Source organism: Pseudomonas fluorescens (genome assembly GCF_902497855.1).
Taxonomy (GTDB): domain Bacteria; phylum Pseudomonadota; class Gammaproteobacteria; order Pseudomonadales; family Pseudomonadaceae; genus Aquipseudomonas; species Aquipseudomonas fluorescens_BI.
On record NZ_CABVHU010000007.1, the window covers coordinates 191597 to 217225 of the forward strand.

Sequence of the window (25629 nt, forward strand, 5' to 3'; positions counted from 1 at the left end):
CTGAAATCCCCTGCTTTGTGGTGATCGTTCCCACGCTCCGCGTGGTAATGCCTCAAGGGACGCTCCGCGTCCAGTGACGCGGAGCGTCACGGGCTGCATTCCCACGCAGAGCGTGGGAACGAGAGTTAGCTGAGTTACCTGTTTGGCTGTGGCGTCAGACGCAGGTATGGCTTCATCGCGCGATAGCCCTTGGGAAAGCGCGTCCTGATTTCATCTTCATCCTTGAGCGACGGCACGATCACCACCTCATCCCCGTCCTGCCAGTTGGCCGGAGTCGCCACCTTGTAGTTATCCGTGAGTTGCAGCGAATCGATCACCCGCAGGATTTCATTGAAGTTGCGACCGGTGCTCGCTGGATAAGTGATAGTCAGCCGGATCTTTTTGTTCGGGTCGATCACGAACAGCGAACGTACGGTCAAGGTGTCATTGGCGTTGGGGTGGATCAGGTCATAGAGGTCCGACACCTTGCGATCGGCATCGGCCAGGATCGGGAAATTGACGATCGTGTTCTGGGTTTCGTTGATGTCTTCGATCCACCGGTGGTGTGAATCCACCGGGTCCACGGACAACGCTATGGCCTTGACCCCACGCTGGGCGAATTCGTCTTTCAACCTGGCCGTGAAGCCGAGCTCCGTAGTGCACACTGGCGTGAAGTCCGCCGGGTGGGAAAACAGCACACCCCAGCTATCGCCCAGCCACTCGTGGAAACGGAGGGTGCCGACGCTGGAATCCTGTTCGAAATCGGGGGCGATGTCGCCCAGTCTGAGGCTCATGGTGCTGCTCCTGATGAGTGCTGGTTGAGCCCAACTGTGCCTGTATTTCTTATCTATTAAAAAGAATATATATCGATTTATTTAGATCACAAATGAATATTAAAATTCTATTCACTGGACTTGATCCAGCCTCGGGACGACTATCCGCGCCAAGGTTCGAGAAGGCCTTGAGTCGCTGCAAAAAAGAGGGATTTCGAGGAGGGTTCACAGGGGTGAACCTGACTCGAAAACATAAAAGCCCCGCCTGGCGTGATGCCGGGCGGGGCTTTTTTTACTTCAGTTACGCGAGCGCTATTACAACAGTGGGATCGAGTAGCTGACGATCAGACGGTTTTCATCCTGGTCGCGTTGACCGGGGATGTTGGTGCGCCATGTAGCGTTTTTCCACATCAGGCCAACGTTTTTCAACGGGCCTTCCGGTACGACATAACCAACAGTCAGATCGCGTTCCCATTCGGAGCTGTCAGTGCTCGCCGGGGAACGGGTATCGATGTCGTCGCCATGCAAGTAAACCACACCGGCGGTCAAGCCAGGCACGCCAACCTTGGCGAAGTCATACGAGTAGCGTGCCTGCCAGGTACGTTCACCGGCACGGGCGAACTTGGCGATCTGGCTGTCGGTAGTCAGGTAAGCCGACGAGCCGTCACCCTGGTTCAGCCAAGGGAGGTCGCTGCTGCCGTTGCTGACCTGATAGCCGCCGCCAAAGGTGTGGCCGGCAACGGTATACAGGAACAGGCCGCTATACAGGTTGTTGTCGACCTTGCCTTTACCGTTGGCGGTGCTGTTGTAGTTACCGTTGCTGTAATAGGCCGCAGTGTTGCCATTCAGACCGTCATCGGAGCTGTTGAAATAACGCAGGTCAGACTTCAATACGCCCGGACCGATCGACCAGTTGTGCACCAGACCCAGGAAGTGTTGCTTGTAAAAGTCTTCCAGGTTGCCGTAGTAGTACTGGGCAGTCAGGTCTTTGGTGATCTTGTAGTCGCCACCGGCGTAGATGAACTTGTTGCTGTTGGCGGTACGCGCGGAAGCGCCCCCGATAGACAGTTGTTCATTGCTGCTGGAGTTACGGCCTTTGACGTGCTCGATTTGACCGCCGACCAGTGTCAGGTCTTTGATTTCACTCGAGGTGATCTGACCACCCTGGAAGGTTTGCGGCAACAGACGACCGTCGTTGGTCACGATCACCGGCAGTTTTGGCTGCAGGGTCCCCAGCTTCAGCTCGGTCTGGGAAATCTTGGCTTTGGCCGTCAGGCCCAGGCTGGAAAAGTTATCCACCGCTTCGCCGTTGGATTCGCTCGGGAAAACAGTGCCTCCGTAGGCCGCGCCGTTGGCTGCACCGTTAGTGCCGCCGCCCGAGTCCAGACGCACGCCCAACAGGCCGATGGCGTCGACGCCGAAGCCTACGGTGCCTTGGGTATAACCGGAGATGAACCGCAGATCGAAACCTTGGCCCCATTCTTCGTTTCTGCTTGGATTGGCAGCACCGCTACGGTTATCCGTGTTGATGTAGAAGTTGCGCAGCCCCAATGTTGCCTTGCTGTCTTCGATGAAACCGGCGGCGCCTGCCTGCTGCGCCAGAACCCCTACGGACACAGCCAGGGCCAACGTGGACTTGTTCATGTTTCGCTCCTATCGTTTCTAATTTTCTATGCTCCTGGTCCTGGTTCGAATGCCCGGATCCTGGAGGCGCAATAAGCGCCACACTGCACACTGCGGGTTGCCCACCGCGATTTTCGGCCGGCATGATAAACCCAAAATAATTTATTTCATTTTTTTTAATTCCATTTAGGAATATAGCTTCGCAGCCTTCGCCCGGGCCGGCATACGAGGTATCGGCCAGTAAGGCTATTTGCCGGGCAAATGAAATCGGTTGTTGCTGCTGGCTGAGGCGGGTGTTTGCTGCGCCTGATGAGTGCCTGATGGATGCACTTTAAGGGGCTGAAACAAAAACTAAAAAGAATAAAAAATTAGCATCCTGAACGATTTTGGAATAACAAAAAAAATCCAAAAAAAAGCCTCGCCACAGCAGGGCAAGGCTTTTCGGAAAATCAGTTACATGAAGCTGTAGGTGTAGTTGAAGATCAGACGGGTCTGGTCCTGGTCGGCGATACCGGTATCGCTGCCACGGTAGGTGCCATGACGCAGCGTCGTGCCGAAACCTTTAAGTGGCCCCTGCTGGATGACATAGTCCACTCGCAAGTCGCGTTCCCACTCGGACTGATCGCCACCAGTGCCGTTGGCGGCTTTGATGTTATCGCCATGCAGGTAGGCGACCGAGGTTTTCAGGCCTGGAACACCCAGAGAGGCGAAGTCGAGGGTGTACTGGCCGAAGGTGGTGTTTTCACCGGCCCGGACGAAGCCGTTGATCATCGCATCGGTAAACGAATAGAAGCTCGAGCCGCCGGCCCCTTCGTTGCGACCGTTGCCATCGACCACGTTGCCCTGGTTCAGATAAACGAAGCCGCCGTCATCGCTGACACGTTGATGGCCAACCAGGAAAGCGTTAGGACCCAGGGTGTAGGTGAACATGGCGCTCCAGGTCTTGTTATCGACCTCGCCCGGGGTCTTGGCGAAACCGCCGTTGTTATTGAACCGGTAGCCCACATCGCCGTTCTTGCCGTCGGAGCTGCTGTCGAAATAGCGCAGGTCTGACTTGAAGGACTGGTTGGCGTTGATCGGGAGGACGTGCACCAGGCCGAGGAAGTTCTGCTTGTAGTAGTCTTCCAGGTTCGCATAGTAGTACTGCAGGGTGAGGTCTTTGGTGACCTTCCAGTCCGCACCGGCATAACGGAATTGGTTGCTTTCCTCGGTACCGCCAGCCACCGCCAGACCGGTGGTGTTGGACGAGGCACGACCCGCCGCGTGTTCGAGCTGGCCGAGGTTGAAGGTCACGTTGTCGATTTCCTTCGAGGTGATGGTGCCACCTTCAAAGGTCTGGGGCAGCAGACGGCTGTCGTTCGCTACCAGGATCGGCATGTTGGGTTGCAGGGCACCACCATAGTGGGCCTCGGTCTTCGAGAAACGCGCCTTGACGTTACCGGCCACGCGACTGTACGTGTCCGATGCCGAACCGTCAGTGTCGCTCGGGAAGAATGAGTTGTTATCCGGGTGATGACCACGGCCACCGTCGAGGTGGATACCGAGGAGCGCCTGGGCGTCAAAACCAAAACCGACAGGACCTTGGGTGAAGCCGGACAGATAATCGAACTTCAGGCCTTCAGCGGTTTCGCGCTGATCCGCGCCGCCATCGCGATTATCGTTGTTGTAGTACATGGTGCGGGAACTGACGGAAGCCTTGCTGTCTTCGATGAAACCTGCGGCGCCTGCTTGCTGCGCCAAAACCCCTACGGCCACGGCCAGGGCCAAGGTGGACTTGTTCATTGTGTCGCTCCTCTCGTTTCTAATTCTTGTAGTCCTGGTCCCGAGTCGTCTGCCCGGGATCCTAAGATGCGCGATTAGCGCCAGACCGTGACCCACAAGTCAATCGTAACTATGTGTGTCTACGACCATTGTCTAATCCCCGATTTTTTGGTCATGGCGGGGTCATGAGCTCGTCATAAGCCCAAAAAGAATTGTTAAATTCTTTTTTTATACCTTTGAGGAATACAGCTCATCCTCGAAATAGAGCGGTCGCCCCACGATCTAATTCCTGAAAGGTATTTTTTCGATCATTTTTAGATCGAATGGCTTTGACGCAATTCGGAAACATTTCTATCGCGAAAGGCGACGCCATGCCGACCAAAAGCGCACTATCCGGCCCATTTGTTACAGTTTGTGTATCGCTTGGTTTTTTTTGACAGCCCATGCACGAACCTCGCCGTCGGCTAGTCACCAGGCGAGGTCGAGAGAGTGCTACCGGATTATTCGCCGAATGTCAGCGCAGGTTTGTGCAGGAACGACGCGCCCCTGTAGGAGCTGGCTTGCCAGCGAAGAGGCCATCACATTCAATATGGATGTCGCCTGACACGCCGCCTTCGCTGGCAAGCCAGCTCCTACAGGGGGCGTGTCGAGGATGGGGCGGGCCCTTCAGAGGGCTTTTTCGAAGATCTTCGAGTTACGCTGATAGTTGTACAACGATGCGCGGGCCGACGGCAGACGCTCGACACTGCTCGGCACAAAACCCCGCTCGCGAAACCAGTGAGCAGTGCGGGTAGTCAGTACGAACAAGGTTTTCAGCCCCTGCGCCCGAGCGCGGACTTCGATCCGTTCCAGCAACTCATCGCCGCGCCCGCCATGGCGATACTCCGGGTTCACCGCCAGACAGGCCAGCTCCCCGGCATCCGAATCGGCAATCTGATACAGCGCCGCACAGGCGATGATCATGCCTTCGCGTTCGACCACGCTGAACTGCTCGATTTCACGCTCCAGCACCTCGCGGGAGCGGCGTACCAGAATCCCCTGCTCTTCCAGCGGACTGATCAGATCCAGCAGCCCACCGACATCTTCGATGGCCGCTTCGCGCACAACTTCGAATTGCTCCTGCGCCACCAGCGTACCGCCACCGTCGCGAGTGAAGAGTTCGGTGAGCAACGCGCCGTCTTCGACATAGCTGACGATATGGCTGCGGGCGACGCCACCGCGACAGGCCTCGGCGGCCGCATCCAGCAGTTCGCCCTGATAGTTGTTGCCCAACCGCTGCAAATGCGCCGGTACCTGTTGAGGACGCAACTCGCGAACCAGGCGACCGTTTTCATCGATCAAGCCCAGGTCGGCACCGAACAGCAGCAGCTTGTCTGCACCCAAGTCGATGGCCGCGCGGGTGGCGACGTCTTCGCAGGCGAGGTTGAAAATCTCACCGGTCGGCGAGTAGCCCAACGGCGACAGCAGCACGATGGAGCGCTCGTCCAACAGGCGATTGATGCCCTTGCGATCGACCCGACGCACCTCACCGGTGTGGTGATAGTCGACGCCTTCCAGCACGCCGATCGGCCGCGCCGTCACCAGGTTGCCGCTGGCCACCCGCAGGCGCGAGCCCTGCATCGGCGAAGAAGCCATGTCCATCGACAACCGCGCTTCGATGGCGATGCGCAACTGGCCGACCGCATCGATCACGCATTCCAGGGTCGCGGCATCGGTGATGCGCATGCCGTGGTGGTAATGCGGGGTCAGGCCGCGGGTGGCCAGGCGGGTTTCGATTTGCGGACGGGAACCATGCACCAGCACCAGTCGCACGCCCAGGCTGTGCAACAGCACCAGGTCGTGGACGATATTGCCGAAGTTCGGGTGCTCCACGCCGTCGCCAGGGAGCATGACGACAAAGGTGCAATCGCGGTGGGCGTTGATGTAGGGCGAAGCGTGACGAAGCCAATTGACGTATTCGGGCATGAACCTGGGCCTGTTATAAATAGCAGCCAAAAAATGGGCGAAACAGAAAATGCACAGCGGGCTGATGGTTATCGTCGGAACAGGCTGGGCGACACGCGCGCTCTCCTCATGAATACGGGTTGGAACCCTGGCAATTTAACCGCCCCTGTAGGAGCGAGCTTGCTCGCGAAGGACGGGAGAGCGCCGCATACATTCAGGCAGCCCCCGTCATCGTTAACGTCCATCGCGAGCAAGCTCGCTCCTACAAAGGGGTTTTGGCCGGCATCAGGCAGTAATGTTCAATCAGTTGACGTAATAGATGCACCGTAGGCTGCAAACGTGACATTTCGAGGTATTCCCCCGGTTGGTGGGCGCAGGCGATATCGCCAGGGCCGAGCACCAGTGTTTCGCAGCCAAGGCGTTGAAGATAAGGCGCTTCGGTGCCGAATGCCACTGCTTCGGCGAGATGACCTGTGAGCTTTTGCGCAACCCGGACCAATTCCGCATCCTCGGCCTGCTCGAAGGGTGGCACTTCGGGAAACAGCGGCGCGTAGTCGATCTTCACCTGATGCCGCTCGGCAATGGGCCTGAGCTTCTGCAGAATCTCCGCACGCAAGACCTTGGGGTCCATGCCCGGCAATGGCCGCAGATCGAACTCCAGCGAGCACTGGCCGCAAATGCGGTTGGGGTTGTCGCCGCCATGAATGCAACCGAAGTTCATGGTCGGCTGCGGCACACTGAACTGCGGGTTACGGAATTCACGCTGCCACAACAGACGCAGCCCGCGCAGTTCGCCGATGGCATCGTGCATGGCTTCGAGGGCGCTGTGGCCCAGGCGTGGGTCCGAGGAGTGACCGCTCTGGCCGAGGATATCGATGCGCTCCATCATGATGCCTTTGTGCATGCGGATCGGCTTCAGCCCGGTCGGCTCGCCGATCACTGCGGCACGGCCCAGGGGGCGCCCGGCTTCGGCCAGGGCTCGCGCCCCGGACATCGAGCTTTCTTCATCACAGGTGGCGAGAATCAGCAGCGGCTGTTTGAACGGTTGCTCGAGCAGCGGAATGACCGCTTCGATGACCAGGGCGAAAAAGCCCTTCATGTCGCAACTGCCCAGCCCGACCCAGCGACCGTCGACTTCGGTCAGCTTCAGCGGATCGGTTTGCCACAGCGCGGCGTCGTAGGGCACGGTGTCACTGTGACCGGCAAGGACCAGGCCTCCGGGACCGGAACCGAAACTGGCCAGCAGATTGAATTTGCCGGGGCTGACCTGCTGGATATCACAGGCAAACCCCAGATCGCCCAACCACGTCGCCAGCAAGTCGATCACCGCACGGTTGCTTTGATCGAGGCTGGCCTGGGTACAGCTGACGGACGGTGCAGCAATCAGCGCAGCGAACTGATCTTTCATGGATGGCAAAGGCATCGCTGACTCCAACTCCCGGATTGAAGTCCATCATAGAACCATCTGGCGACAGGAATAAACCGTCGCGGCACGGGTAGGGTCAACAGACCCTATCTTCGACCAGTCCTGTACACTGCACGACCTTGGCAGCCACACATTCTTCCGGCTGCGCTCCCGATCCTGGATTTTCCGGCCATGCAGAAAGAAACCGAAATCAAACTCCGCGTCAGCCGCGAAACCCTCGCCGCCCTGCGCGAGCACCCGCTCCTGAAAAAACGCAACAAAAGTGGCTGGGAACGCCGTGAACTGATGAACCAGTACTTCGACACGCCTGAGCGCGACCTGGCCCGCGCCAAGGTTGCCCTGCGCCTGCGCCGCGATGGCGAAGAAGTGATTCAGACCCTCAAGACCCGCGGCCAAAGCATTGCCGGTCTGTCCGAGCGTAATGAATACGACTGGAACCTGCCCAAAGCCAAGCTCGACGTGAAAAAACTCGACGGCGAATGCTGGCCTGAAGAGTTGGCCACGCTTGACAAGAAAACCCTGAAGCCGATCTTCACCACCGATTTCGTTCGCGAACGCGCTGAAATCGCCTGGGGCCGCGGCAAGACCAAAGTGGTCATCGAAGCCGCGCTGGACCTGGGCCACGTCATCGTCGGCAAGCAGAAAGAAGAAATCTGCGAGCTGGAGCTGGAACTGCGCGAAGGCGAGCCGTCCGCACTGCTGGAACTGGCCGCCGAACTGGCCGCGACCCTGCCCCTGATGCCATGTGACATCAGCAAGGCCGAGCGCGGTTATCGCCTGTACGACGCCCACAGCTACTCGTTGAGCCTGCCGGCACCGCAGATCAACGCCGAAACCCCGCTGGACGACGCGTTTGCCGCACTGAGCTGGCACTTGCTCGGCAGCAGCCAGCGCCTGGCCGAGCAGTATCGCTTCAATGGTCACTGGCGTCTGTTGCAAGACTGGGTCGAGAACCTCGCAGAACTGCGCGCGCTGCTCAGCAGCCTGGGTCAAGCCGCTCCGCGTCAGTCGACGCACGACCTGCGGATCGCGCTGGATGCGTTGCTGGAAGACTGGCGCCCATTGGTGCAAGCCGGTCTGGACGACGAAGACGTGCGCAAGGCAGCACCCGAGCAGTTTCTCGAAGAACTGGAAGATCCGCGCTGGGGCCTGTTCTCCCTGAACACCTCGCGCTGGTTGCTGGCCCGCACCTGGGCGGCCGATCGCAACGTGCGCGGCAATCGCCAGGGCGCTGCGCAGCTGGGCAGCTGGTTGCCGCGCCTGCTGGGCGAAGAAGCGACTTCCCTGCAATTGCAGCGTTATCAGCAGCAGCCAGAAGATCTGGCCGAACAACTGCCGCGTATCGAGCGCATCCAGGCCTGGTTGCACCATGCCCGTGGTGTGTTGGACATTCCGGAAATGGATCGCCTGTATGGCGAGCTGAAGCTACTGGCGCAACTGGCCAACGAGCCGATTACCGATGAATCGCTGGATGCGCGTAAGCAGCAGGCGATTGCGGTATATCAAAATCGTGCCTGGAAGATGCTTCTGCGCCTGTAAGTCCGCCTTCGCTGCGGTGCGGCGATCCGACAAGCCAGCTCCTACAGGGGATCACCGAATCCTGTAGGAGCTGGCTTGCCAGCGAAGAGACCCGCACATTCACCACAAAACCCTAGACCGGCAAACTCGTGGTGGACTTGATCTCCGACAACGCCACAATCGAATTGACCTCCTGAATCCCCGGCACCATCGACAGCTTTTCGAAGAAGAAGCGCTCATACGCCTCGATATCCGCCGTGACGATCCGCAGCATGAAATCCACCGACCCCATCAGCACATAACACTCCAGCACTTCGGGAAAACCCCGAATCGCCTCGGTGAAGCCGGTGAAGTTCGAACGTCCGTGGGCGTTGAGTTTGACTTCGGCAAAGATCTGCGTATTGAGACCGATCTTCTTGCGATCGAGCAAGGTGACCTGGCCGCGAATGATCCCCTCCTCCTTCATCCGCTGAATCCGCCGCCAGCATGGCGACTGCGACAGTCCCACCTGTTCGGCGATCTGCGCGCTGGACAGTGAAGCGTCCTCTTGCAGCAACGCGAGAATCTTGCGGTCGTAACTGTCCAGCTGGCTGTGCATGGATAAACCCGTAATTGATCTGTTTACGAATTGGATTATTCGCAAAATCGGCTATAAGCCCAATCATAGATAAGAAATGCCGGTTAACGAATGTAAAAATTCCTCCAGTGATTTTGGAGTCCGACCATGCCGCATCTGGAAGCTGTATCTACCCCGCCCACCCGTGCCGATGTCTGGAACGTCAGCAACACTCACTGCCGCGTGCACTATCGATTACTGGCCGAAGCCGAGCCGGATCTGCTGTGCAGGGCGCTCAACCTGTTCGCCTTGCAGTGCCTGACGCCGCAACAGGTCAACGTGCTGCGCAGGGACGATCTGCTGTCGATCGACATCGTCATTGACGGTCTGAGTGGGCACCGTGCCCAGGTGATCGCGGAAAAACTGCGTAACCTGATCAGCGTCTGCTCGGTGGATCTGCACGTGGCTGATTCTGCGTGGGCTTGCGCGGCACAGGCGGCAGGCTGAAAAAACCTGACACGGCTTCGTCGGGTAGTGGCCCAACGGTCTGCGGGTCCGCGACTATTCTTGGCGAACTGTTGTTCACGAGGAGCCCGCATGTCCGTTCAACTTGCCATTCAGGACCGCTGGCTGGATCTCAATGAGGTACTGCGCGAGTTGGTTGCCCAAGGCTTTATCAGCCAGGATTCGGCCGAGCACGCGCTCAATGCCCGACGCCGTCACGCCGCCAATGGCCAGATCCACCCGTTGGAATTCATCGCCAGCCAGCACCTGGAAGACCTGAGCCGTCCCGGCAAACACCTGGATCTGGAAAGCCTGACCCTGTGGCTGTCGCAGCAGGCCGGCCAGCCTTACTTGCGGATCGATCCGCTGAAAATCAACGTCGCGGCCATCACTCCGCTGATGTCCTATGCCTTCGCCCAGCGCCACAAGATTCTCGCCGTCTCCATCGACCGAGACGCGGTGACCGTGGCCAGCGCCCAGCCTTACGTCAACGGCTGGGAAGCGGACCTGACCCACGTGCTGAAACTGCCCATCAAGCGCGTGGTGGCCAACCCGGTGGACATCCAGCGCTTCAGCGTGGAGTTCTTCCGCCTGGCCAAATCGGTCAGCGGCGCGACCAATGCCGACCAGCAAACGAGCACCCTGGGCAACTTCGAACAGTTGCTCAACCTCGGCGCCAGTGACCAGGAACCGGACGCCAACGATGCGCATATCGTCAATATCGTCGACTGGCTGTTCCAGTACGCGTTCCAGCAGCGGGCCAGCGATATCCACATCGAACCCCGGCGCGAGCAAGGCACGGTGCGCTTTCGCATCGACGGCGTGCTGCACAACGTCTATCAGTTCCCGCCGCAGGTGACCATGGCCATCGTCAGCCGCCTGAAGAGCCTGGGGCGAATGAACGTCGCGGAAAAACGCAAACCCCAGGACGGTCGGGTGAAAACCAAGACCCCGGATGGCGGTGAAGTCGAGCTGCGTCTGTCGACCTTGCCGACCGCGTTTGGCGAAAAAATGGTCATGCGGATCTTCGACCCGGAAGTGTTGCTCAAGGATTTCGACCAGCTTGGGTTTTCAGTCGAGGACCTGCGCCGCTGGAAGGACATGACGAGCCAGCCCAACGGCATCATTCTGGTGACCGGGCCGACCGGTTCGGGCAAAACCACCACGCTCTACACCACCCTCAAGAAACTGGCGACGCCGGAGGTCAACCTCTGCACCATCGAAGACCCGATCGAAATGGTCGAACCGGCCTTCAACCAGATGCAGGTCCAGCACAACATTGACCTGACGTTCGCCGCCGGGGTGCGCGCACTGATGCGGCAGGACCCGGACATCATCATGATCGGCGAGATCCGCGATCTGGAAACCGCAGAAATGGCGATCCAGGCGGCCCTTACCGGTCATTTGGTGCTCTCGACGTTGCACACCAACGATGCGCCCAGCGCCATCAGCCGTCTGCTGGAACTCGGCGTGCCCCATTACCTGATCAAGGCCACCGTGCTCGGCGTCATGGCCCAGCGGCTGGTCCGCACCTTGTGCCCGCACTGCAAGGCGCCACTGACATTGAGTGAAGAAGACTGGCAAACCCTGACCAGACCCTGGCAAGCACCATTACCCGGCAACGCCCAACGCGCCATCGGCTGTCTGGATTGCCGCGACACCGGCTATCGCGGGCGGGCCGGGGTTTACGAAATCATGCAGCTGACTGACGGGGTCAAGGCGCTGATCAATCCCGACACTGATCTGATGGCGGTACGGCGTCAGGCCTTCAAGGAAGGCATGCGCAGTTTGCGGCTGTCCGGGGCGCAGAAAGTCGCGGCAGGTTTGACCACGATCGAAGAAGTGCTGCGGGTGACGCCCCAGAGTGAACAGAAATAACCGGGAGGAAAAAGGGCGTGATGGAACTCGACAGGGTGATTGGCAATCAAATCCGCTAGTTAACCCAGTGGAGTCACCCAATATGCGTCTCAAACTTGCTGTCGCTACCATCGCATTGCTGTCCCTTCCTGTAGGTTCGGCGATGGCCGATAGCTTTTGGCGTAACGTCATCTCTTCCGGTGCGACCACCGGCTCGACGTACCTGACCTTCAAGGATCACAAGCTGATCGTTGCCGCCCAGGACGATGCCGGCAGCTTCGTTGCCAGCGACGGCGGCATCCGCGGCCCGTATCTGGAAGCGGCGATGCAGAAGGTCCGCGCCGACAACCCTGGCCTGCAGGCCTCGGACATGGAATTGGCCAATGCGATTCTGACGAAGAATGCGGTCGCGTCGGAATAAGCCTTACGGCTGAACAAAAATGCCGCTCCCATGAGCGGCATTTTTTTGCCCAACACAAAACCCCTGTAGGAGCTGGCTTGCCAGCGAAGGCGATTTATCATTCAACATCTTCATTGACTGATACACCGCTTTCGCTGGCAAGCCAGCTCCTACAGGGGGGCGTATGTGTTTCAGCGGTATTCGTCCACCGGCACACACGCACAATACAGATTGCGATCGCCATAAACGTTGTCCACCCGATTCACCGCCGGCCAATACTTGTGCGCCTTGGTGTGCGCATCCGGCGTCACCGCCTGCTCAATGCTGTAAGGCCGCTCCCACACCCCGGTGATGTCAGCCAAGGTGTGCGGCGAGCGTTTCAGCGGGTTATCTTCGGCCGACCAGTTGCCGTTCTGCACCTCATTGATTTCCGCGCGGATGCTCAGCATCGCTGCGATAAAGCGGTCCAGCTCGGCCTTCGATTCACTCTCGGTCGGTTCGACCATCAATGTCCCCGGCACCGGGAACGACATGGTCGGCGCGTGGAAGCCGTAATCCATCAGGCGCTTGGCCACGTCCTCTTCACTGATCCCGGTCAACGCTTTGAGCGGTCGCAGGTCGAGGATGCATTCGTGGGCCACCCGTTCGTTGCGTCCGGTATAGAGCACCGCAAATGCGCCGGACAAATGCTGCGCCAGGTAATTCGCGGCGAGGATCGCCACCTCGCTGGCATCCGCCAGTTGCGGGCCCATCATGGCGATGTACATCCAGCTGATCGGCAGAATGCTCGCGCTGCCCCAGGGCGCCGCGCTGACGGCGCCGTTCTCCGGCAACGGCCCTTCGATCGGTACCACCGGGTGATTGGCCACGAACGGCGCCAGATGCGCGCGCACACCAATCGGGCCCATGCCCGGTCCGCCGCCACCGTGAGGAATGCAGAAGGTCTTGTGCAGGTTCATGTGGGACACATCGGCGCCAATGTCCGCAGGTCGGGCGAGCCCGACCTGCGCATTGAGGTTGGCGCCATCCATGTACACCTGGCCGCCGTGGCTGTGGATCACTTCACAGATTTCGCTGATGCCTTCCTCGTACACGCCGTGGGTCGAAGGATAAGTCGCCATCAGGCAGGCGAGTTTGTCCGAGGCGGCAGCGGCTTTTTGTTTCAGGTCATTCAGATCGACGTTACCCGCCTCGTCGCACTCGACGATCACCACCCGCATCCCGGCCATCTGCGCCGAGGCCGGGTTGGTGCCATGGGCCGAGGACGGGATCAGGCAGATATCCCGCGCCCCCTGATGGCGGCTTTCATGATATTTGCGGATCGCCAGCAACCCGGCGTACTCGCCCTGGGCACCGGAGTTGGGTTGCATGCAGATCGCATCGAAACCGGTGATCGCACAGAGCCAGCGTTCCAGCTCCTCGATCATCAGCGAATAACCGACCGCCTGCTCTTTCGGCACAAAGGGGTGCAGGTTGGCGAATTGTGGCCAGGTGATGGGGATCATCTCGCTGGTGGCATTGAGTTTCATGGTGCAGGAGCCGAGCGGGATCATCGATTGATTGAGCGCCAGGTCTTTGTTTTCCAATTGTTTGAGGTAACGCAGCATCTCTGTTTCGCTGTGGTGTGCGCTGAACACCGGGTGACGCAAATAAGGTGAGGTGCGCAACAGCCCGTCAGGAATGCCGCAAGCCAGGGTTTCGGCGTCCAGTTCGTCGACGCTGAGCCCATGATCGGCACCTAGGAATACATCGAACAACTTCGCCACGGTGCTCTCGTCAGAGGTTTCATCGAGGCTCAGACCCAACTGCCCGCGCCCGAGAATGCGCAAGTTGATCTGCGCTGCCTGGGCGCTTTCGATGATTGCAGTCTGAGTGCCGCCGACCTCCAGGGTCAGTGTGTCGAAAAAATGTTGGTTGAGGCGGGTGATGCCATGTCGCGCAAGGCCCTCGGCGAGGATGCAGGTCAGCCGATGAACCCGCTGAGCAATCCGTTTCAGCCCTTCCGGACCGTGGTAGACCGCGTAGCAACTGGCGATGTTGGCCAGCAGCACCTGGGCAGTGCAGATGTTCGAATTGGCCTTCTCCCGGCGGATGTGTTGCTCGCGGGTTTGCAGGGCCATGCGCAACGCGACGTTGCCGCGAGCATCTTTCGACACGCCGATGATCCGCCCGGGAATCGCCCGCTTGTATTCCTCGCGACTGGCAAAAAACGCCGCGTGAGGCCCGCCGTAGCCCATGGGCACGCCGAAACGCTGGGATGAGCCGAACACCACGTCGGCGCCCAATTCCCCTGGCGGGGTCAGCAACAGCAGGCTCAGCAGGTCGGTGGCGACACAGGCCAGGGCCTGCTGGGCATGCAGGTGATCGATCAAGGGTCGCAGATCGCGGATTTCGCCATGGGTATCGGGGTATTGCAGCAGCGCGCCGAACACCTGGTGTTGTTTCAAGTTATCCACAGCGTCGATGACCAATTCGAAACCGAAACCTTCGGCACGGGTCTGCACCACGGAAATCGTCTGCGGATGACAGTTTTCGTCAACGAAGAACAGATTGCTCCTGGACTTGGCGACACGCTTGGCCAGTGCCATGGCTTCCGCCGCTGCGGTGGCTTCATCCAGCAGCGAGGCGTTGGCCAGTTCCAGGCCCGTGAGGTCGATGGTCAATTGCTGGAAATTCAGCAGCGCTTCGAGCCGCCCTTGGGCGATCTCCGGTTGATAGGGCGTGTAGGCGGTGTACCAGCCGGGATTTTCCAGCACGTTGCGCACAATGACAGGCGGCGTGAGGGTGCCGTGGTAGCCCATGCCGATCAGGCTGGTCCAGACCTGGTTCTGCTCGGCGTAACCCCGAAGCTTGGCCAGCGCGGCTTCTTCGTCGAGGGCGGGGGGCAGGTCCAGCGCCCGGTTCAGGCGGATTCCCGGCGGCACCGTCTGCTCGATCAGCTCGACCCGGCTGCCGAGGCCGAGGCTGTCGAGCATGGCCTGCTGCTCGGCGGCATCGGGGCCGAGGTGGCGGCGAAGAAAGGCATTGGGGTCGCGTAACTGGCTCAAGGACGGCAACTGGGACATGACGGGCTCTCTCTTGACTGGCGCTCAACGTCGATGCAACACGGTCAAACCAGCATAGCAGCCACTGCCGACAGCGAACCCTGTCCTGTAGGAGCTGGCTTGCCAGCGAAAGCGGTGTGTCAGTCGACACATGTATTAACTGACCCACCGCTTTCGCTGGCAAGCCAGCTCCTACAGGGGGCTATCCGGCAGATAATAAAAAGCCCCGACGAGTCGGGGCTTTGGGGATGACGCTGAGCGCTTACTCGCCGATGGCGGCCTTATAGCCAGCCGCATCGAGCAGCTTGTCCAGATCGCCGGCGTTGCCTGGCTTGAGCTTGAAGATCCACGCACCATACGGATCGGAGTTGAGCAGTTCCGGGGTAGCGCTCAGCTCTTCGTTGACCGCGATCACTTCACCGGCAACCGGAGAGTAGATATCGGATGCAGCTTTAACCGACTCCACCACACCGGACTGATCACCGGCAGCGAAGACTGTGCCGACTTCGGTCAGCTCAACGAATACCACATCGCCCAAGGCTTCCTGAGCGTGATCGCTGATGCCCACGGTAACGGTGCCATCGGCTTCTACTCGGGCCCATTCGTGACTTTCGGCAAAACGCAGGTCGGCAGGGATATCGCTCATATTCTGTGTCCTCAAGAAAAATGTCAGCGGTCGTTGCCCGCCATAAAAGGTTAGATCAGGGTTTTGCCATGGCGTACGAAGGTCGGTTTGACCACTCGGACCGGGTACCACTTGCCACGGATTTCCACTTCAGCGCGGTCGGCAGTGGCCATCGGCACGCGCGCCAGTGCTATCGACTTGCTTAGCGTAGGAGAGAAACTACCACTGGTGATCTCCCCTTCGCCAACATTGGCGATGCGAACCACCTGATGAGCGCGCAAAACCCCACGCTCCTCAAGGACCAGACCGACCAGTTTATGCTGTACACCACTAGCCCGCTCGGCTTCCAGGGCCGTGCGCCCGATGAACTGACGTGTGGCCGGCTCCCAGGCAATGCTCCAGGCCATGTTGGAGGCCAGCGGCGAAACGTCTTGATGGATGTCCTGACCGTAAAGGTTCATACCCGCTTCGACACGCAAGGTATCCCGCGCGCCGAGGCCGACGGGGGAAATGCCCGCACCCACCAGATCGTTGAAGAATCCTGGGGCCTGGTCGGCCGGCAAAATGATTTCCAGACCGTCTTCACCGGTGTAACCGGTGCGGGCGATGAACCAGTCACCGTCGGGCTGGCCTTCGAAAGGCTGGAGCAGCTGGATCAGGTTGCCGCGAGACTGAGTCACCAGTTCGGCGATTTTTTGTCGGGCCTGAGGACCTTGAATGGCCAGCATCGCCAACTCCGAGCGCTCATTGAGTTGCACGTCGTAGCTGCCGAGGTGGGCCTGCATCCAGACCAGGTCCTGATTACGGGTGGAGGCATTGACCACCAGCCGATAACCGTCCTCGAGGCGATAGACGATCATGTCGTCGACGATGCCCCCGCGCTCATTGAGCATGGTGCTGTACAAGGCACGGCCAGGGCTGTGCAGACGCTCGACGTCATTGGCCAGCAAATGCTGGAGCCAGGCCTTCGCCTGGGGGCCGCCGACATCGATCACGGTCATGTGGGATACATCGAAAACCCCGCAATCGCGGCGCACCTGATGGTGCTCCTCGACCTGCGAGCCGTAATGCAGAGGCATATCCCAACCGCCAAAATCGACCATCTTCGCGCCGAGGGCGAGATGAAGGTCATACAGAGGCGTACGCTGTCCCATGGGTTTCTCCTTCCGGGCGTGGCGAAGGTGCGGGCCGGTGCTGCACGGCCTTGAAATAAAAGGCTTTCAGCCGATTTCAGCTACCGGGTCCGTAGGACGGACCGCACCGAATGCCGCGCATTGTAGCCTCAAGGTGTAGGACTGACACCTAGCTGTTTTGATGCGCTGAACGTCTTATCAATCCGATGACCGGTAACAAGCCGACCAGGACCAGTGTCAGCGCTGGCAACGACGCCCTCGCCCACTCCCCTTCGCTGGTCATTTCGAAGATGCGCACCGCCAGCGTGTCCCAGCCAAACGGTCGCATCAGCAGGGTTGCAGGCATTTCCTTGAGCACGTCGACGAACACCAGCAACGCGGCGCTCAAGGTGCCAGGCAACAATAACGGCAGATACACTTTGAAAAACAGTCGAGGCCCACTTACGCCCAGGCTACGTGCCGCTTCGGGCAAAGATGGCCGTATTCGCGCCAGGCTGCTTTCCAGCGGCCCGTAGGCGACGGCGATGAACCGCACCAGATAGGCCAGCAATAAGGCCGACAGGCTGCCGAGCAGCAAGGGTTTACCGGCGCCACCGAGCCAGTTAGAGAACGGGATCACCAACTCGCGATCCAGGTAACTGAACGCCAGCATGATCGACACGGCCAGCACCGAACCGGGCAAGGCGTAGCCGAGGTTGGCAAGGCTGACACCGGAACGTATCGCCCGGGTCGGTGCCAGCCTGCGGGCAAACGCCAGCACCAGGGCGACAGCGACGGTGATCAGCGCCGCCATGCCACCCAGGTACAAGGTATGGACGATCAGCCCGGCGTAACGCTCATCCAGATCGAAGCGCCCGCGCTGCCAGAACCACACCACCAGTTGCAGCATCGGAATCACGAAGGCACAGGCGAAGACCAGGCCGCACCAACTCATGGCAGCCAGCGCTTTGAAGCCATGCAGGTGATACAACGCCTTGACCCGAGGCCGCTCGTTGCTCGCCCGATTCGCCCCGCGGGCGCGACGCTCGCCGTACAACACGACCATCACCACCAGCAACAGCAGGCTGGCCAGTTGCGCGGCGGTCGAAAGGCTGAAAAAGCCGTACCAGGTTTTGTAGATGGCGGTGGTGAACGTGTCGAAGTTGAACACCGACACGGCGCCGAAATCCGCCAGGGTTTCCATCAGCGCCAACGCCACGCCCGCACCGATGGCCGGGCGAGCCATCGGCAGGGCCACCCGCCAGAACGCCTGCCATGGCGATTGCCCCAGAACCCGTGCCGCTTCCATCAAGCCTTTGCCCTGGGCCAGGAACGCGGTCCGCGCCAACAGGTACACATAGGGATAGAAAACCAGCACCAGTACCAGGATCACCCCGCCGGTGGAGCGAACCCGCGGCAATCTCATTGCGCTGCCGAACCATTCGCGCAGCAGGGTTTGCACCGGGCCTGCAAAATCCAGCAGCCCCACAAAAACGAATGCCAACACATAAGCGGGGATCGCGAACGGCAACATCAAGGCCCAGTCCAGCCAGCGCCGGCCGGGAAATTCGCAGAGGCTGGTAAGCCAGGCCAGGCTCACACCCAGCACCGTTACGCCGACACCGACGCCGAGGACCAATGTCAGGGTATTGCCCAACAGGCGCGACATCTGGGTATCCCAGAGGTGGGACCAGATCTGTTGGTCGATGGTTTGCCATGACAACAGCAAGACGCTGAGGGGCAGCAGGACCAGCGCAGCGATGGCGAAGACCAGGGGATACCAGCGGCGTTGGGCGGGGTGGGCCAAGGAAAGCTCTCGTTTAAATGATCGTGCCCACGCTCTGCGTGGGCACGATCAGTCGCAAAAGCGCGCAGTATAACGGTGGAGTCAGTTCCAGCCAGCCCGATCCATCATGCGAATCGCTTCAGCCTGACGCTTGCCGGCAATTTCCACAGGCAAGGTATCGGCGACGAACTTGCCCCAGCTCGCCACTTCAGCGGAGGGCTGCACGGCAGGGTTGGCCGGGAATTCCTGGTTCACGTCGGCGAAGATCTTCTGCGCCTCAGGCGTGGTCATCCACTCGACCAGCGCCTTGGCCGCTTCCGGGTGCGGAGCATGTTTGGTCAGGCCGATGCCCGACAGGTTGACGTGCACGCCACGGTCGCCCTGGTTCGGCCAGAACAGCTTCACCGCCAGGTCAGGCTTCTGCTTGTGCAGGCGGCCATAGTAGTAGGTGTTGACGATGCCGACGTCGCACTGGCCCGCGTTGATCGCTTCCAGCACCGCGACGTCATCGGAGAACACGTCGGTGGACAGGTTGTTGACCCAGCCCTTGAGGATCTTCTCGGTTTTGTCGGCACCGTGGACTTCGATCATGGTGGCGGTCAGAGACTGGTTGTAGACCTTCTTCGCCGTGCGCAGGCACAGGCGACCTTCCCAATTCTTGTCGGCCAGACCTTCGTAGGTGGTCAGCTCGCCGGGTTTCACCCGATCGGTGGAATAAGCGATGGTCCGCGCCCGCAGGCTCAGGCCCGTCCAGGCATGGGCGGAGGAGCGATATTGCAACGGGATGTTGGCGTCGATGGTTTTCGACGTGAAGGGCTGCAGGATACCCATCTGCTCGGCCTGCCAGAGGTTGCCGGCATCGACGGTCAGCAGCAGGTCGGCGGTGGCATTCTCGCCCTCGGCCTTGATCCGCTGCATCAGCGGCGCTTCCTTGTCGGTGATGAACTTCACCTGCACGCCGGTTTTCGCGGTGTAGGCATCGAACACTGGCTTGATCAGCTCGTCGATACGCGAGGAGTAGACCACCACTTCGTCGGCGGCCTGGGCAAGGGTGCTGCCGATCAGGGTCAGGGCCAGTGCGGTCAATAGACGCTTGGGTGCCAACATGGGGGCGGTCTCTCGATTGAAGAAGTGAGGCAAATGATAAGGACTCACATTTACCTTCTCAATCGAACAGTTGCTAGAGGAGTTACCAGATGTTGCACAGTTTGAGATTTGTAGTGGATGTGCCGACGCCTTCGCGAGCAAGCCCGCTCCCACAGGGATCTACAGTGTGGATGCATTATGTGTGAACAACATCGATCCCCTGTGGGAGCGGGCTTGCCCGCGAAGGGGCCATCAGCATCAATTAAGATGTCAGGCCTTGGCCAACGCCGGCAGATCCCCGATCAACCCCAACGCCTCACGCACAAACAACGCCTTGGCCTCCGGCATCTGGTCAACCATCTTCAACCCTGTATTACGCAACCAGCGCACCGGCAGCGGATCGGCCTGGAACAAGCGCTCAAAACCTTCCATCGCCGCCATCAACGCCAGGTTGTGCGGCATGCGCCGACGCTCATAACGACTCAGCACTTTCACATCCGCCAATCGCTCGCCACGGGCAGCCGCCTGCAGCAGCACTTCGGCCAGCACGGCGGCATCGAGGAAACCGAGGTTCACCCCCTGCCCGGCCAATGGGTGGATGGTGTGGGCCGCATCGCCGATCAACGCCAGGCCTTCAGCCACATAGCGCTTGGCGTGGCGCTGACGCAGCGGCACGCATAGTCGCGGATCGGCGCTGAGCACCGTGCCAAGCCGACCTTCGAAGGCGCGCTCCAGTTCCTTGCAGAAACCGGCGTCGTCCAGCGCCATCAGGCGTTCGGCCTCGCTCGGCGTGGTCGACCACACGATCGAGCACCAGTCCTGCCGACCGTCACGCTCCAGCGGCAGAAAGGCCAATGGACCGTCATCGGTGAAACGCTGCCAGGCGGTCATTTGATGAGGTTCGGCGCTGCGCACGCTGGTCACGATCGCGTGGTGCAGGTAATCCCACTCACGGGTCGCCACGCCGGCCAGGCGCCGCACTGCCGAGTTGGCACCATCGGCGGCAATCACCAACGGCGCGCGCAAGGTGCGGCCATCGGCCAGCGTCAGCAGCCAGTCGTCGCCGGAGCGGCGCATCTGCTCCAGGCGCGCATTGGCCAGCATCCCCAGATCACAGTCGTGCAGACGGTCGAGCAAGGCATCCTGCACCACGCGGTTCTCGACGATATGCCCGAGCACTTGCGCATGCACGCTGGTCGCCGAGAAATGGATCTGCCCGGTGCCGCTGCCGTCCCAGACATGCATGTCGGTGTAAGGACTGCTGCGCCGATCGGCAATGCCATCCCAGACGCCCAGGCGATCGAGAATCCGCTGGCTGGCGATCGACAACGCGCTCACCCGCGGCTCGAACGGAGCCTGTGCGTCAAAAGGTTTGACGCTCATCGGGCTGCCGTCCAGCAGCAAGACTTCCAGCCCGCTGTCCTGCAACGCCAGCGCCAGGGCGCTGCCAACCATTCCGGCCCCGACAATCAGCAGATCTGCGCGCATTTCCATGCTTTAAGCCTGTCTCGCTTGCGGCTTGAGCCGCACGTAAAGGGTTTTCTCGGCCCGCGCCACCAGAGTGCCGCAGCCGTCGTGAATATCGAGTTGCAACTGCTTAAGCATCAGGACGCGTACCCAGCCCCATGGCCTGCCGCGCGAACCAGCGCTTGGCCGGTGGCAGCAGATCAAGACCGAGCAGGCCGATATTGCGGCCCAGGGAAATCAGCGGCTGAGTGCTGCCGAACAAGCGGGTGACCTGATCGGAGAAGCCCACGGTCAGACTCTGATCCAGACGCTGGCGTTCCCGGTAGCCCTGCAGGGTGGCGAAGTTGCCGGGCGGGCTTTCACTGCTCAGCAGCGCTTCGGCCAAGGCCTGGGCATCGCGCAGGGACAAATTGAAACCTTGCCCTGCAATCGGGTGCAGGCTGTGAGCGGCATTGCCCAGAATCGCCAGATGCGCACGCACCTGCTCTTCGGCCTCGATCAATGACAACGGATACAGATGCCGTACGCCAACCTGCTTCAAGGTCCCGAGACGGTAACCGAACACGCCCTGCAACTCGCTGAGGAAACTTCGCTCATCAAGCGCCGCCAGCCGTTGCGCGCCCATGCCCAGACGGGTCCAGATCAACGCGCAGCGGTTGTCCGGCAATGGCAACAACGCCATCGGCCCCTCATCGGTGAAGCGCTCGAAGGCCATGCCGTTGTGCGCTTCACTTGGCGTGACGTTGGCGATCAGCGCGCTCTGGTGATAGGGACGGGTCTTGATGCCGATCCCCAATTGCTCGCGCAGACCGGAGCGGCCGCCATCGGCGAGCACCGCAAGGTCGCATTCCAGGATGGTTTCATCGTTGAGGACCAGGCGATAGCCATCGGTCAACGGCTCCATGCGCGTGACCTCCGCCGGGCAACGCCAACTGATCACGTCCTTGTCCAGGCCTTGCCAGAGGCATTGGCCGAGCCAGGCGTTTTCCACCACATAGCCCAGCGCCGGTACGCCCTCTTCCATCGCCGACAGGCGCGCGGTGGAGAACCGTCCGCGGTCGGAGACATGAATCTGCTTGATCGGCTCGGCGCGGCGGGAAATTTCCTGCCACACGCCCAGCCGTTGATAAATCTGCCGAGCGCCGTACGACAGCGCCGAAGAACGGGCATCGTAGCTCGGCTGGTAGGTGTCGCCAGGAGCAAAGGGCTCGATCAGCACGATCTTCCAGCCACGGGCCTTGGCCCCGGCCTGCAAGGCCAACGCCAGGCTGGCGCCGACCAGGCCGCCACCGATGATTGCCACATTGACTCGACTCATGCCGCTTGTGTCCGTGCGGCCGCCATCAAGGCCTCGATCTCGGCGACCGTTTTCGGCACGCCATGGCTCAGGATTTCACAGCCGGTTTTGGTGACCACTACATCGTCCTCGATGCGCACGCCAATGCCGCGCCATTTTTTCGCTACGTTCTGGTTGTCCGGGGCAATGTAGATGCCCGGTTCCACGGTCAGCGCCATGCCGACTTCCAGCACGCGCCATTCACCGCCGACTTTGTACTCGCCGACGTCGTGCACATCCATGCCCAACCAGTGGCCGGCGCGGTGCATGTAAAAAGCTTTATGGGCTTCGCGGGCGATCAATTCATCGACCTCACCGTGCAACAGGCCCAGCGTCACCAGCCCCGCGGTAATCACCCGGACCGTGGCTTCGTGGGCCTGGTTCCAGTGTTTGTCCGGGGCGATCTCGGCAAAGGCGGCTTCCTGAGCCGCCAGCACCAATTCGTAGATCGCCCTCTGCTCTGGTGAATACTTGCCGTTGACCGGCCAGGTGCGGGTGATGTCGCTGGCATAGCAATCGATCTCGCAGCCGGCATCGATCAGCACCAGATCGCCGTCCTTGAGCACCGCGTCATTCTGCTGGTAGTGCAAGATGCAGCTGTTGCGCCCCGAGGCGACGATCGAACCGTAGGCCGGCATTTTTGCCCCGCCTTTGCGGAACGCGTAGTCGAGCTCGGCTTCGAGGCTGAACTCATGCAGCCCGGCCCGGCTGGCCTGCATCGCGCGGATGTGGGCCTGGGCGGAAATTCGAGCGGCCTCGCGCATCACCTTCACTTCTGCCGCCGACTTATACAGGCGCATGTCGTGCAGCAGATGATCCAGGGCAACGAATTCGTTCGGCGGCTGGGCGCCGAGGTGCGCTTTTGAGCGGATCACGTTGATCCAGTCCATCAGGTGCCGATCGAATTCCGGATTGCTGCCCATGGCCGAATACACCCGGTCGCGACCTTCGATCAGGCCCGGCAGAATGTCGTCGATGTCGGTGATGGGAAAGGCGTCGTCGGCGCCGAAGTCACGGATCGCGCCTTCCTGGCCGGCACGCAGGCCATCCCACAGCTCTCGTTCGGCATTGCGTTCACGGCAGAACAGCACGTATTCGCCATGTTCGCGACCGGGCATCAGCACAATGACGGCCTGCGGCTCGGGGAAACCGCTGAGGTACTGGAAATCGCTGTCCTGACGGTAGACGTGCTCGACGTCGCGGTTGCGGATGGCTACTGCGGCGGCGGGCAGGATGGCGATGCTGTTGGGTACCATCTGCGCCATCAGGGCCTTGCGGCGACGGCTGTATTCCGATTTCGGGATATGAATCATGGGCAGATGGCTATTCCTGGCTCGCGATTAGTGCAAAGACGGTTTGGCGGCAGCCGGTGCGTCCGGCTTTTTGGTCTCGGTGAACAGCAGCAGCGGCGCGACGCGCAGGTATTCCATGACTTCCATGTAGTCGCTCTCGCCGTCGTCGGACTCTTCCAGGGCGTCTTGCACCTGAGAAATGGCCGCCAGATCCTGCAACACTTCGGTAGCCTCGGTGCTCAACATGCTGCTGTCACGGCAGTTCAAGCCGAAACCACTGAGGAAGCCCTGGCACCATTGGCCCAGTGCAGCGGCACGGTCAGCCAGCGGCTCGTCGTCGGTCGGCAGCAGCAAAACGACGGTCACGTCGTCGCCAGTGAGCTCGCCTTTGACCATCTCCTGCAAGCCGATCAGGGCGTTGCGGACATTATCCTGCGGCTCGTTTTCCAGCAGTTCGGCAGCATCGATCAGCCAGCCTTCGACATCGAAACCGGCACCGGCGCAACTGCGGCCGAGCAGCAGGCCATGCAGTTCGGCAGGCGAGACGTTATGACCACTGGAAGTCAGCAGGGTGGCGAAGGCTTGGTACGGGGAATTCTGAATGGGCATATGGGCAGCTAGGCGCCAGACGGCGCTATGTCTAGAATGAAGGCCTTGTATCCTACATCGACTACCCCTGTAGGAGCGAGCTTGCTCGCGATGGTCGCCAACGAAAACGCTGGGTGCCTGACACCCCACGGCGTTCTCGGGTTCATCGCGAGCAAGCTCGCTGCTACAGTCCAATACCCATCAGACAGTGAAGACAATGGAAGACACCGACCTGCAAGCGCTGATGGCTAGACTTGAGTTGCTAATTGACCGAGTCGAGCAACTTAAGAGTCAAAACGGACTCCTATTAGCTCAGGAAAAGACCTGGCGCGAGGAACGCGCGCACCTCATTGAAAAAAATGAAATCGCCCGGCGTAAGGTCGAATCGATGATTTCGCGCCTCAAGGCCCTGGAGCAAGACTCATGAGTTCAAGCAATAGCGTTACCGTGCAGATCCTCGATAAAGAATATTCGATCATCTGCCCCCAGGAAGAGCGCAGCAACCTGGTGAGCGCCGCCCGCTACCTGGACGGCAAAATGCGCGAAATCCGCAGCAGCGGCAAAGTCATCGGCGCCGATCGCATCGCCGTGATGGCCGCGCTGAACATCACCCACGATCTCCTGCACAAGGAAGAACGACCGGATGTGCAGGCCGGCGGTTCGACCCGAGAGCAGGTTCGCGATCTGCTGGATCGCGTCGATCTGGTGCTCGCCACCGATCCCGATGCTACCAAGGGCTGATTCGTCTCACCGGTTGAGGTATACTCGCATCACTCCCTGGGGTGCTTGCCAGTTGACCACGTCCCTGAGCCGATTCGCACTACCCTGGAGGTTGCACGTTGGGCTGGTGTGCATGTCCGCTAGACGGAAAGCCTTAAAGCCTACTGCATCTTCCACCTTGAACTTTCGGGTTCAAGGGCTAAGTCAGCAGCGGTTCATCCGGGGAGCCTGA

General features: G+C 60.2%; 21 protein-coding genes, 1 other RNA gene and 1 pseudogene. 7 read left to right on the forward strand and 16 right to left on the reverse strand.

What is annotated here, in order from left to right:
• Nucleotides 1–134 precede the first annotated feature (134 nt).
• The 5 genes from F8N96_RS16145 to argE all read right to left on the reverse strand — a co-directional run bounded on the left by F8N96_RS16145 (nt 135) and on the right by argE (nt 7503).
• Nucleotides 135–773, reverse strand: coding sequence for a peroxiredoxin (locus F8N96_RS16145; RefSeq protein WP_150798637.1), 639 nt, complete (start codon nt 771–773; stop codon nt 135–137).
• 294 nt (nt 774–1067) lie between these two features.
• Nucleotides 1068–2396 (reverse strand): OprD family porin, encoded by a 1329-nt coding sequence (locus F8N96_RS16150; RefSeq protein ID WP_150798638.1) that lies wholly within the window; start codon nt 2394–2396, stop codon nt 1068–1070.
• 432 nt (nt 2397–2828) lie between these two features.
• Nucleotides 2829–4157 carry an OprD family porin gene (locus tag F8N96_RS16155; RefSeq protein ID WP_150798639.1) on the reverse strand — a complete coding sequence of 443 codons (1329 nt, stop codon included), beginning with the start codon at nt 4155–4157 and terminating at the stop codon, nt 2829–2831.
• Nucleotides 4158–4802: 645 nt separating this feature from the next.
• Nucleotides 4803–6101: an amino-acid N-acetyltransferase gene (argA, locus tag F8N96_RS16165; RefSeq protein ID WP_150798640.1), complete on the reverse strand. Its 1299-nt coding sequence runs from the start codon at nt 6099–6101 to the stop codon at nt 4803–4805.
• A 241-nt stretch (nt 6102–6342) separates the two neighbouring features.
• A complete protein-coding gene (gene argE, locus F8N96_RS16170; protein WP_150798641.1) occupies nt 6343–7503 on the reverse strand; it encodes an acetylornithine deacetylase in 1161 nt (386 codons plus the stop codon).
• 174 nt (nt 7504–7677) lie between these two features.
• Here argE and F8N96_RS16175 point away from each other — a divergent pair, with 174 nt between their 5' ends.
• Nucleotides 7678–9045: an inorganic triphosphatase gene (locus tag F8N96_RS16175; RefSeq protein ID WP_150798642.1), complete on the forward strand. Its 1368-nt coding sequence runs from the start codon at nt 7678–7680 to the stop codon at nt 9043–9045.
• A gap of 112 nt (nt 9046–9157) precedes the next feature.
• Here the strand turns inward: F8N96_RS16175 and F8N96_RS16180 are convergent, their stop codons facing one another.
• Nucleotides 9158–9622 (reverse strand): Lrp/AsnC family transcriptional regulator, encoded by a 465-nt coding sequence (locus tag F8N96_RS16180; RefSeq protein ID WP_150798643.1) that lies wholly within the window; start codon nt 9620–9622, stop codon nt 9158–9160.
• Nucleotides 9623–9748: 126 nt separating this feature from the next.
• On the opposite strand from F8N96_RS16180, the gene F8N96_RS16185 reads away from it, so the two are divergent.
• From F8N96_RS16185 to F8N96_RS16195, 3 genes are all read left to right on the forward strand, one after another.
• Complete coding sequence (locus tag F8N96_RS16185; RefSeq protein WP_150798644.1) at nt 9749–10087, forward strand: hypothetical protein; 339 nt, start codon at nt 9749–9751, stop codon at nt 10085–10087.
• Nucleotides 10088–10177: 90 nt separating this feature from the next.
• Complete coding sequence (locus F8N96_RS16190) at nt 10178–11962, forward strand: GspE/PulE family protein (RefSeq protein WP_150798645.1); 1785 nt, start codon at nt 10178–10180, stop codon at nt 11960–11962.
• A gap of 82 nt (nt 11963–12044) precedes the next feature.
• Nucleotides 12045–12362 (forward strand): DUF2388 domain-containing protein, encoded by a 318-nt coding sequence (locus tag F8N96_RS16195; RefSeq protein ID WP_150798646.1) that lies wholly within the window; start codon nt 12045–12047, stop codon nt 12360–12362.
• A gap of 170 nt (nt 12363–12532) precedes the next feature.
• Here F8N96_RS16195 and gcvP read toward each other — a convergent pair whose 3' ends face one another.
• From gcvP to F8N96_RS16250, 10 genes and pseudogenes are all read right to left on the reverse strand, one after another.
• Nucleotides 12533–15406 (reverse strand): aminomethyl-transferring glycine dehydrogenase, encoded by a 2874-nt coding sequence (gene gcvP, locus F8N96_RS16200; RefSeq protein WP_150798647.1) that lies wholly within the window; start codon nt 15404–15406, stop codon nt 12533–12535.
• A 241-nt stretch (nt 15407–15647) separates the two neighbouring features.
• Nucleotides 15648–16031 (reverse strand): glycine cleavage system protein GcvH, encoded by a 384-nt coding sequence (gene gcvH / locus F8N96_RS16210; RefSeq protein WP_150798649.1) that lies wholly within the window; start codon nt 16029–16031, stop codon nt 15648–15650.
• Nucleotides 16032–16081: 50 nt separating this feature from the next.
• Nucleotides 16082–17164 (reverse strand): glycine cleavage system aminomethyltransferase GcvT, encoded by a 1083-nt coding sequence (gcvT, locus tag F8N96_RS16215; RefSeq protein WP_150798650.1) that lies wholly within the window; start codon nt 17162–17164, stop codon nt 16082–16084.
• Between the two features lie 148 nt (nt 17165–17312).
• On the reverse strand, nt 17313–18929 hold the full coding sequence (locus tag F8N96_RS16220; RefSeq protein ID WP_150798651.1) for an ABC transporter permease: 1617 nt from the start codon (nt 18927–18929) through the stop codon (nt 17313–17315).
• Between the two features lie 81 nt (nt 18930–19010).
• Nucleotides 19011–20015: an extracellular solute-binding protein gene (locus F8N96_RS16225; protein WP_150765623.1), complete on the reverse strand. Its 1005-nt coding sequence runs from the start codon at nt 20013–20015 to the stop codon at nt 19011–19013.
• Between the two features lie 249 nt (nt 20016–20264).
• Nucleotides 20265–21482, reverse strand: coding sequence for a 2-octaprenyl-3-methyl-6-methoxy-1,4-benzoquinol hydroxylase (locus F8N96_RS16230; protein WP_191630678.1), 1218 nt, complete (start codon nt 21480–21482; stop codon nt 20265–20267).
• Between the two features lie 9 nt (nt 21483–21491).
• Nucleotides 21492–21596: pseudogene (locus F8N96_RS35415) on the reverse strand (tetrameric acyl-CoA thioesterase); the annotation flags it as partial.
• Nucleotides 21592–22779 (reverse strand): 2-octaprenyl-6-methoxyphenyl hydroxylase, encoded by a 1188-nt coding sequence (gene ubiH / locus F8N96_RS16240; RefSeq protein ID WP_150798653.1) that lies wholly within the window; start codon nt 22777–22779, stop codon nt 21592–21594. The gene ubiH and the pseudogene F8N96_RS35415, both read right to left, overlap by 5 nt.
• Complete coding sequence (gene pepP, locus F8N96_RS16245) at nt 22776–24110, reverse strand: Xaa-Pro aminopeptidase (RefSeq protein ID WP_150798654.1); 1335 nt, start codon at nt 24108–24110, stop codon at nt 22776–22778. The genes ubiH and pepP overlap by 4 nt, the downstream gene beginning before the upstream one ends.
• A gap of 27 nt (nt 24111–24137) precedes the next feature.
• Entirely contained in the window at nt 24138–24698 is a 561-nt protein-coding gene (locus F8N96_RS16250) for a YecA family protein (RefSeq protein ID WP_150747905.1), read from the reverse strand.
• 196 nt (nt 24699–24894) lie between these two features.
• On the opposite strand from F8N96_RS16250, the gene F8N96_RS16260 reads away from it, so the two are divergent.
• The 3 genes from F8N96_RS16260 (at nt 24895) to ssrS (ending at nt 25627) form a co-directional block, all read left to right on the forward strand.
• Nucleotides 24895–25104, forward strand: coding sequence for a TIGR02449 family protein (locus F8N96_RS16260; RefSeq protein ID WP_003177365.1), 210 nt, complete (start codon nt 24895–24897; stop codon nt 25102–25104).
• Nucleotides 25101–25418, forward strand: coding sequence for a cell division protein ZapA (locus F8N96_RS16265; protein WP_150798655.1), 318 nt, complete (start codon nt 25101–25103; stop codon nt 25416–25418). The genes F8N96_RS16260 and F8N96_RS16265 overlap by 4 nt, the downstream gene beginning before the upstream one ends.
• 30 nt (nt 25419–25448) lie before the next feature.
• A non-coding RNA gene (gene ssrS, locus F8N96_RS16270) (6S RNA) lies at nt 25449–25627 on the forward strand.
• Nucleotides 25628–25629 lie beyond the last annotated feature (2 nt).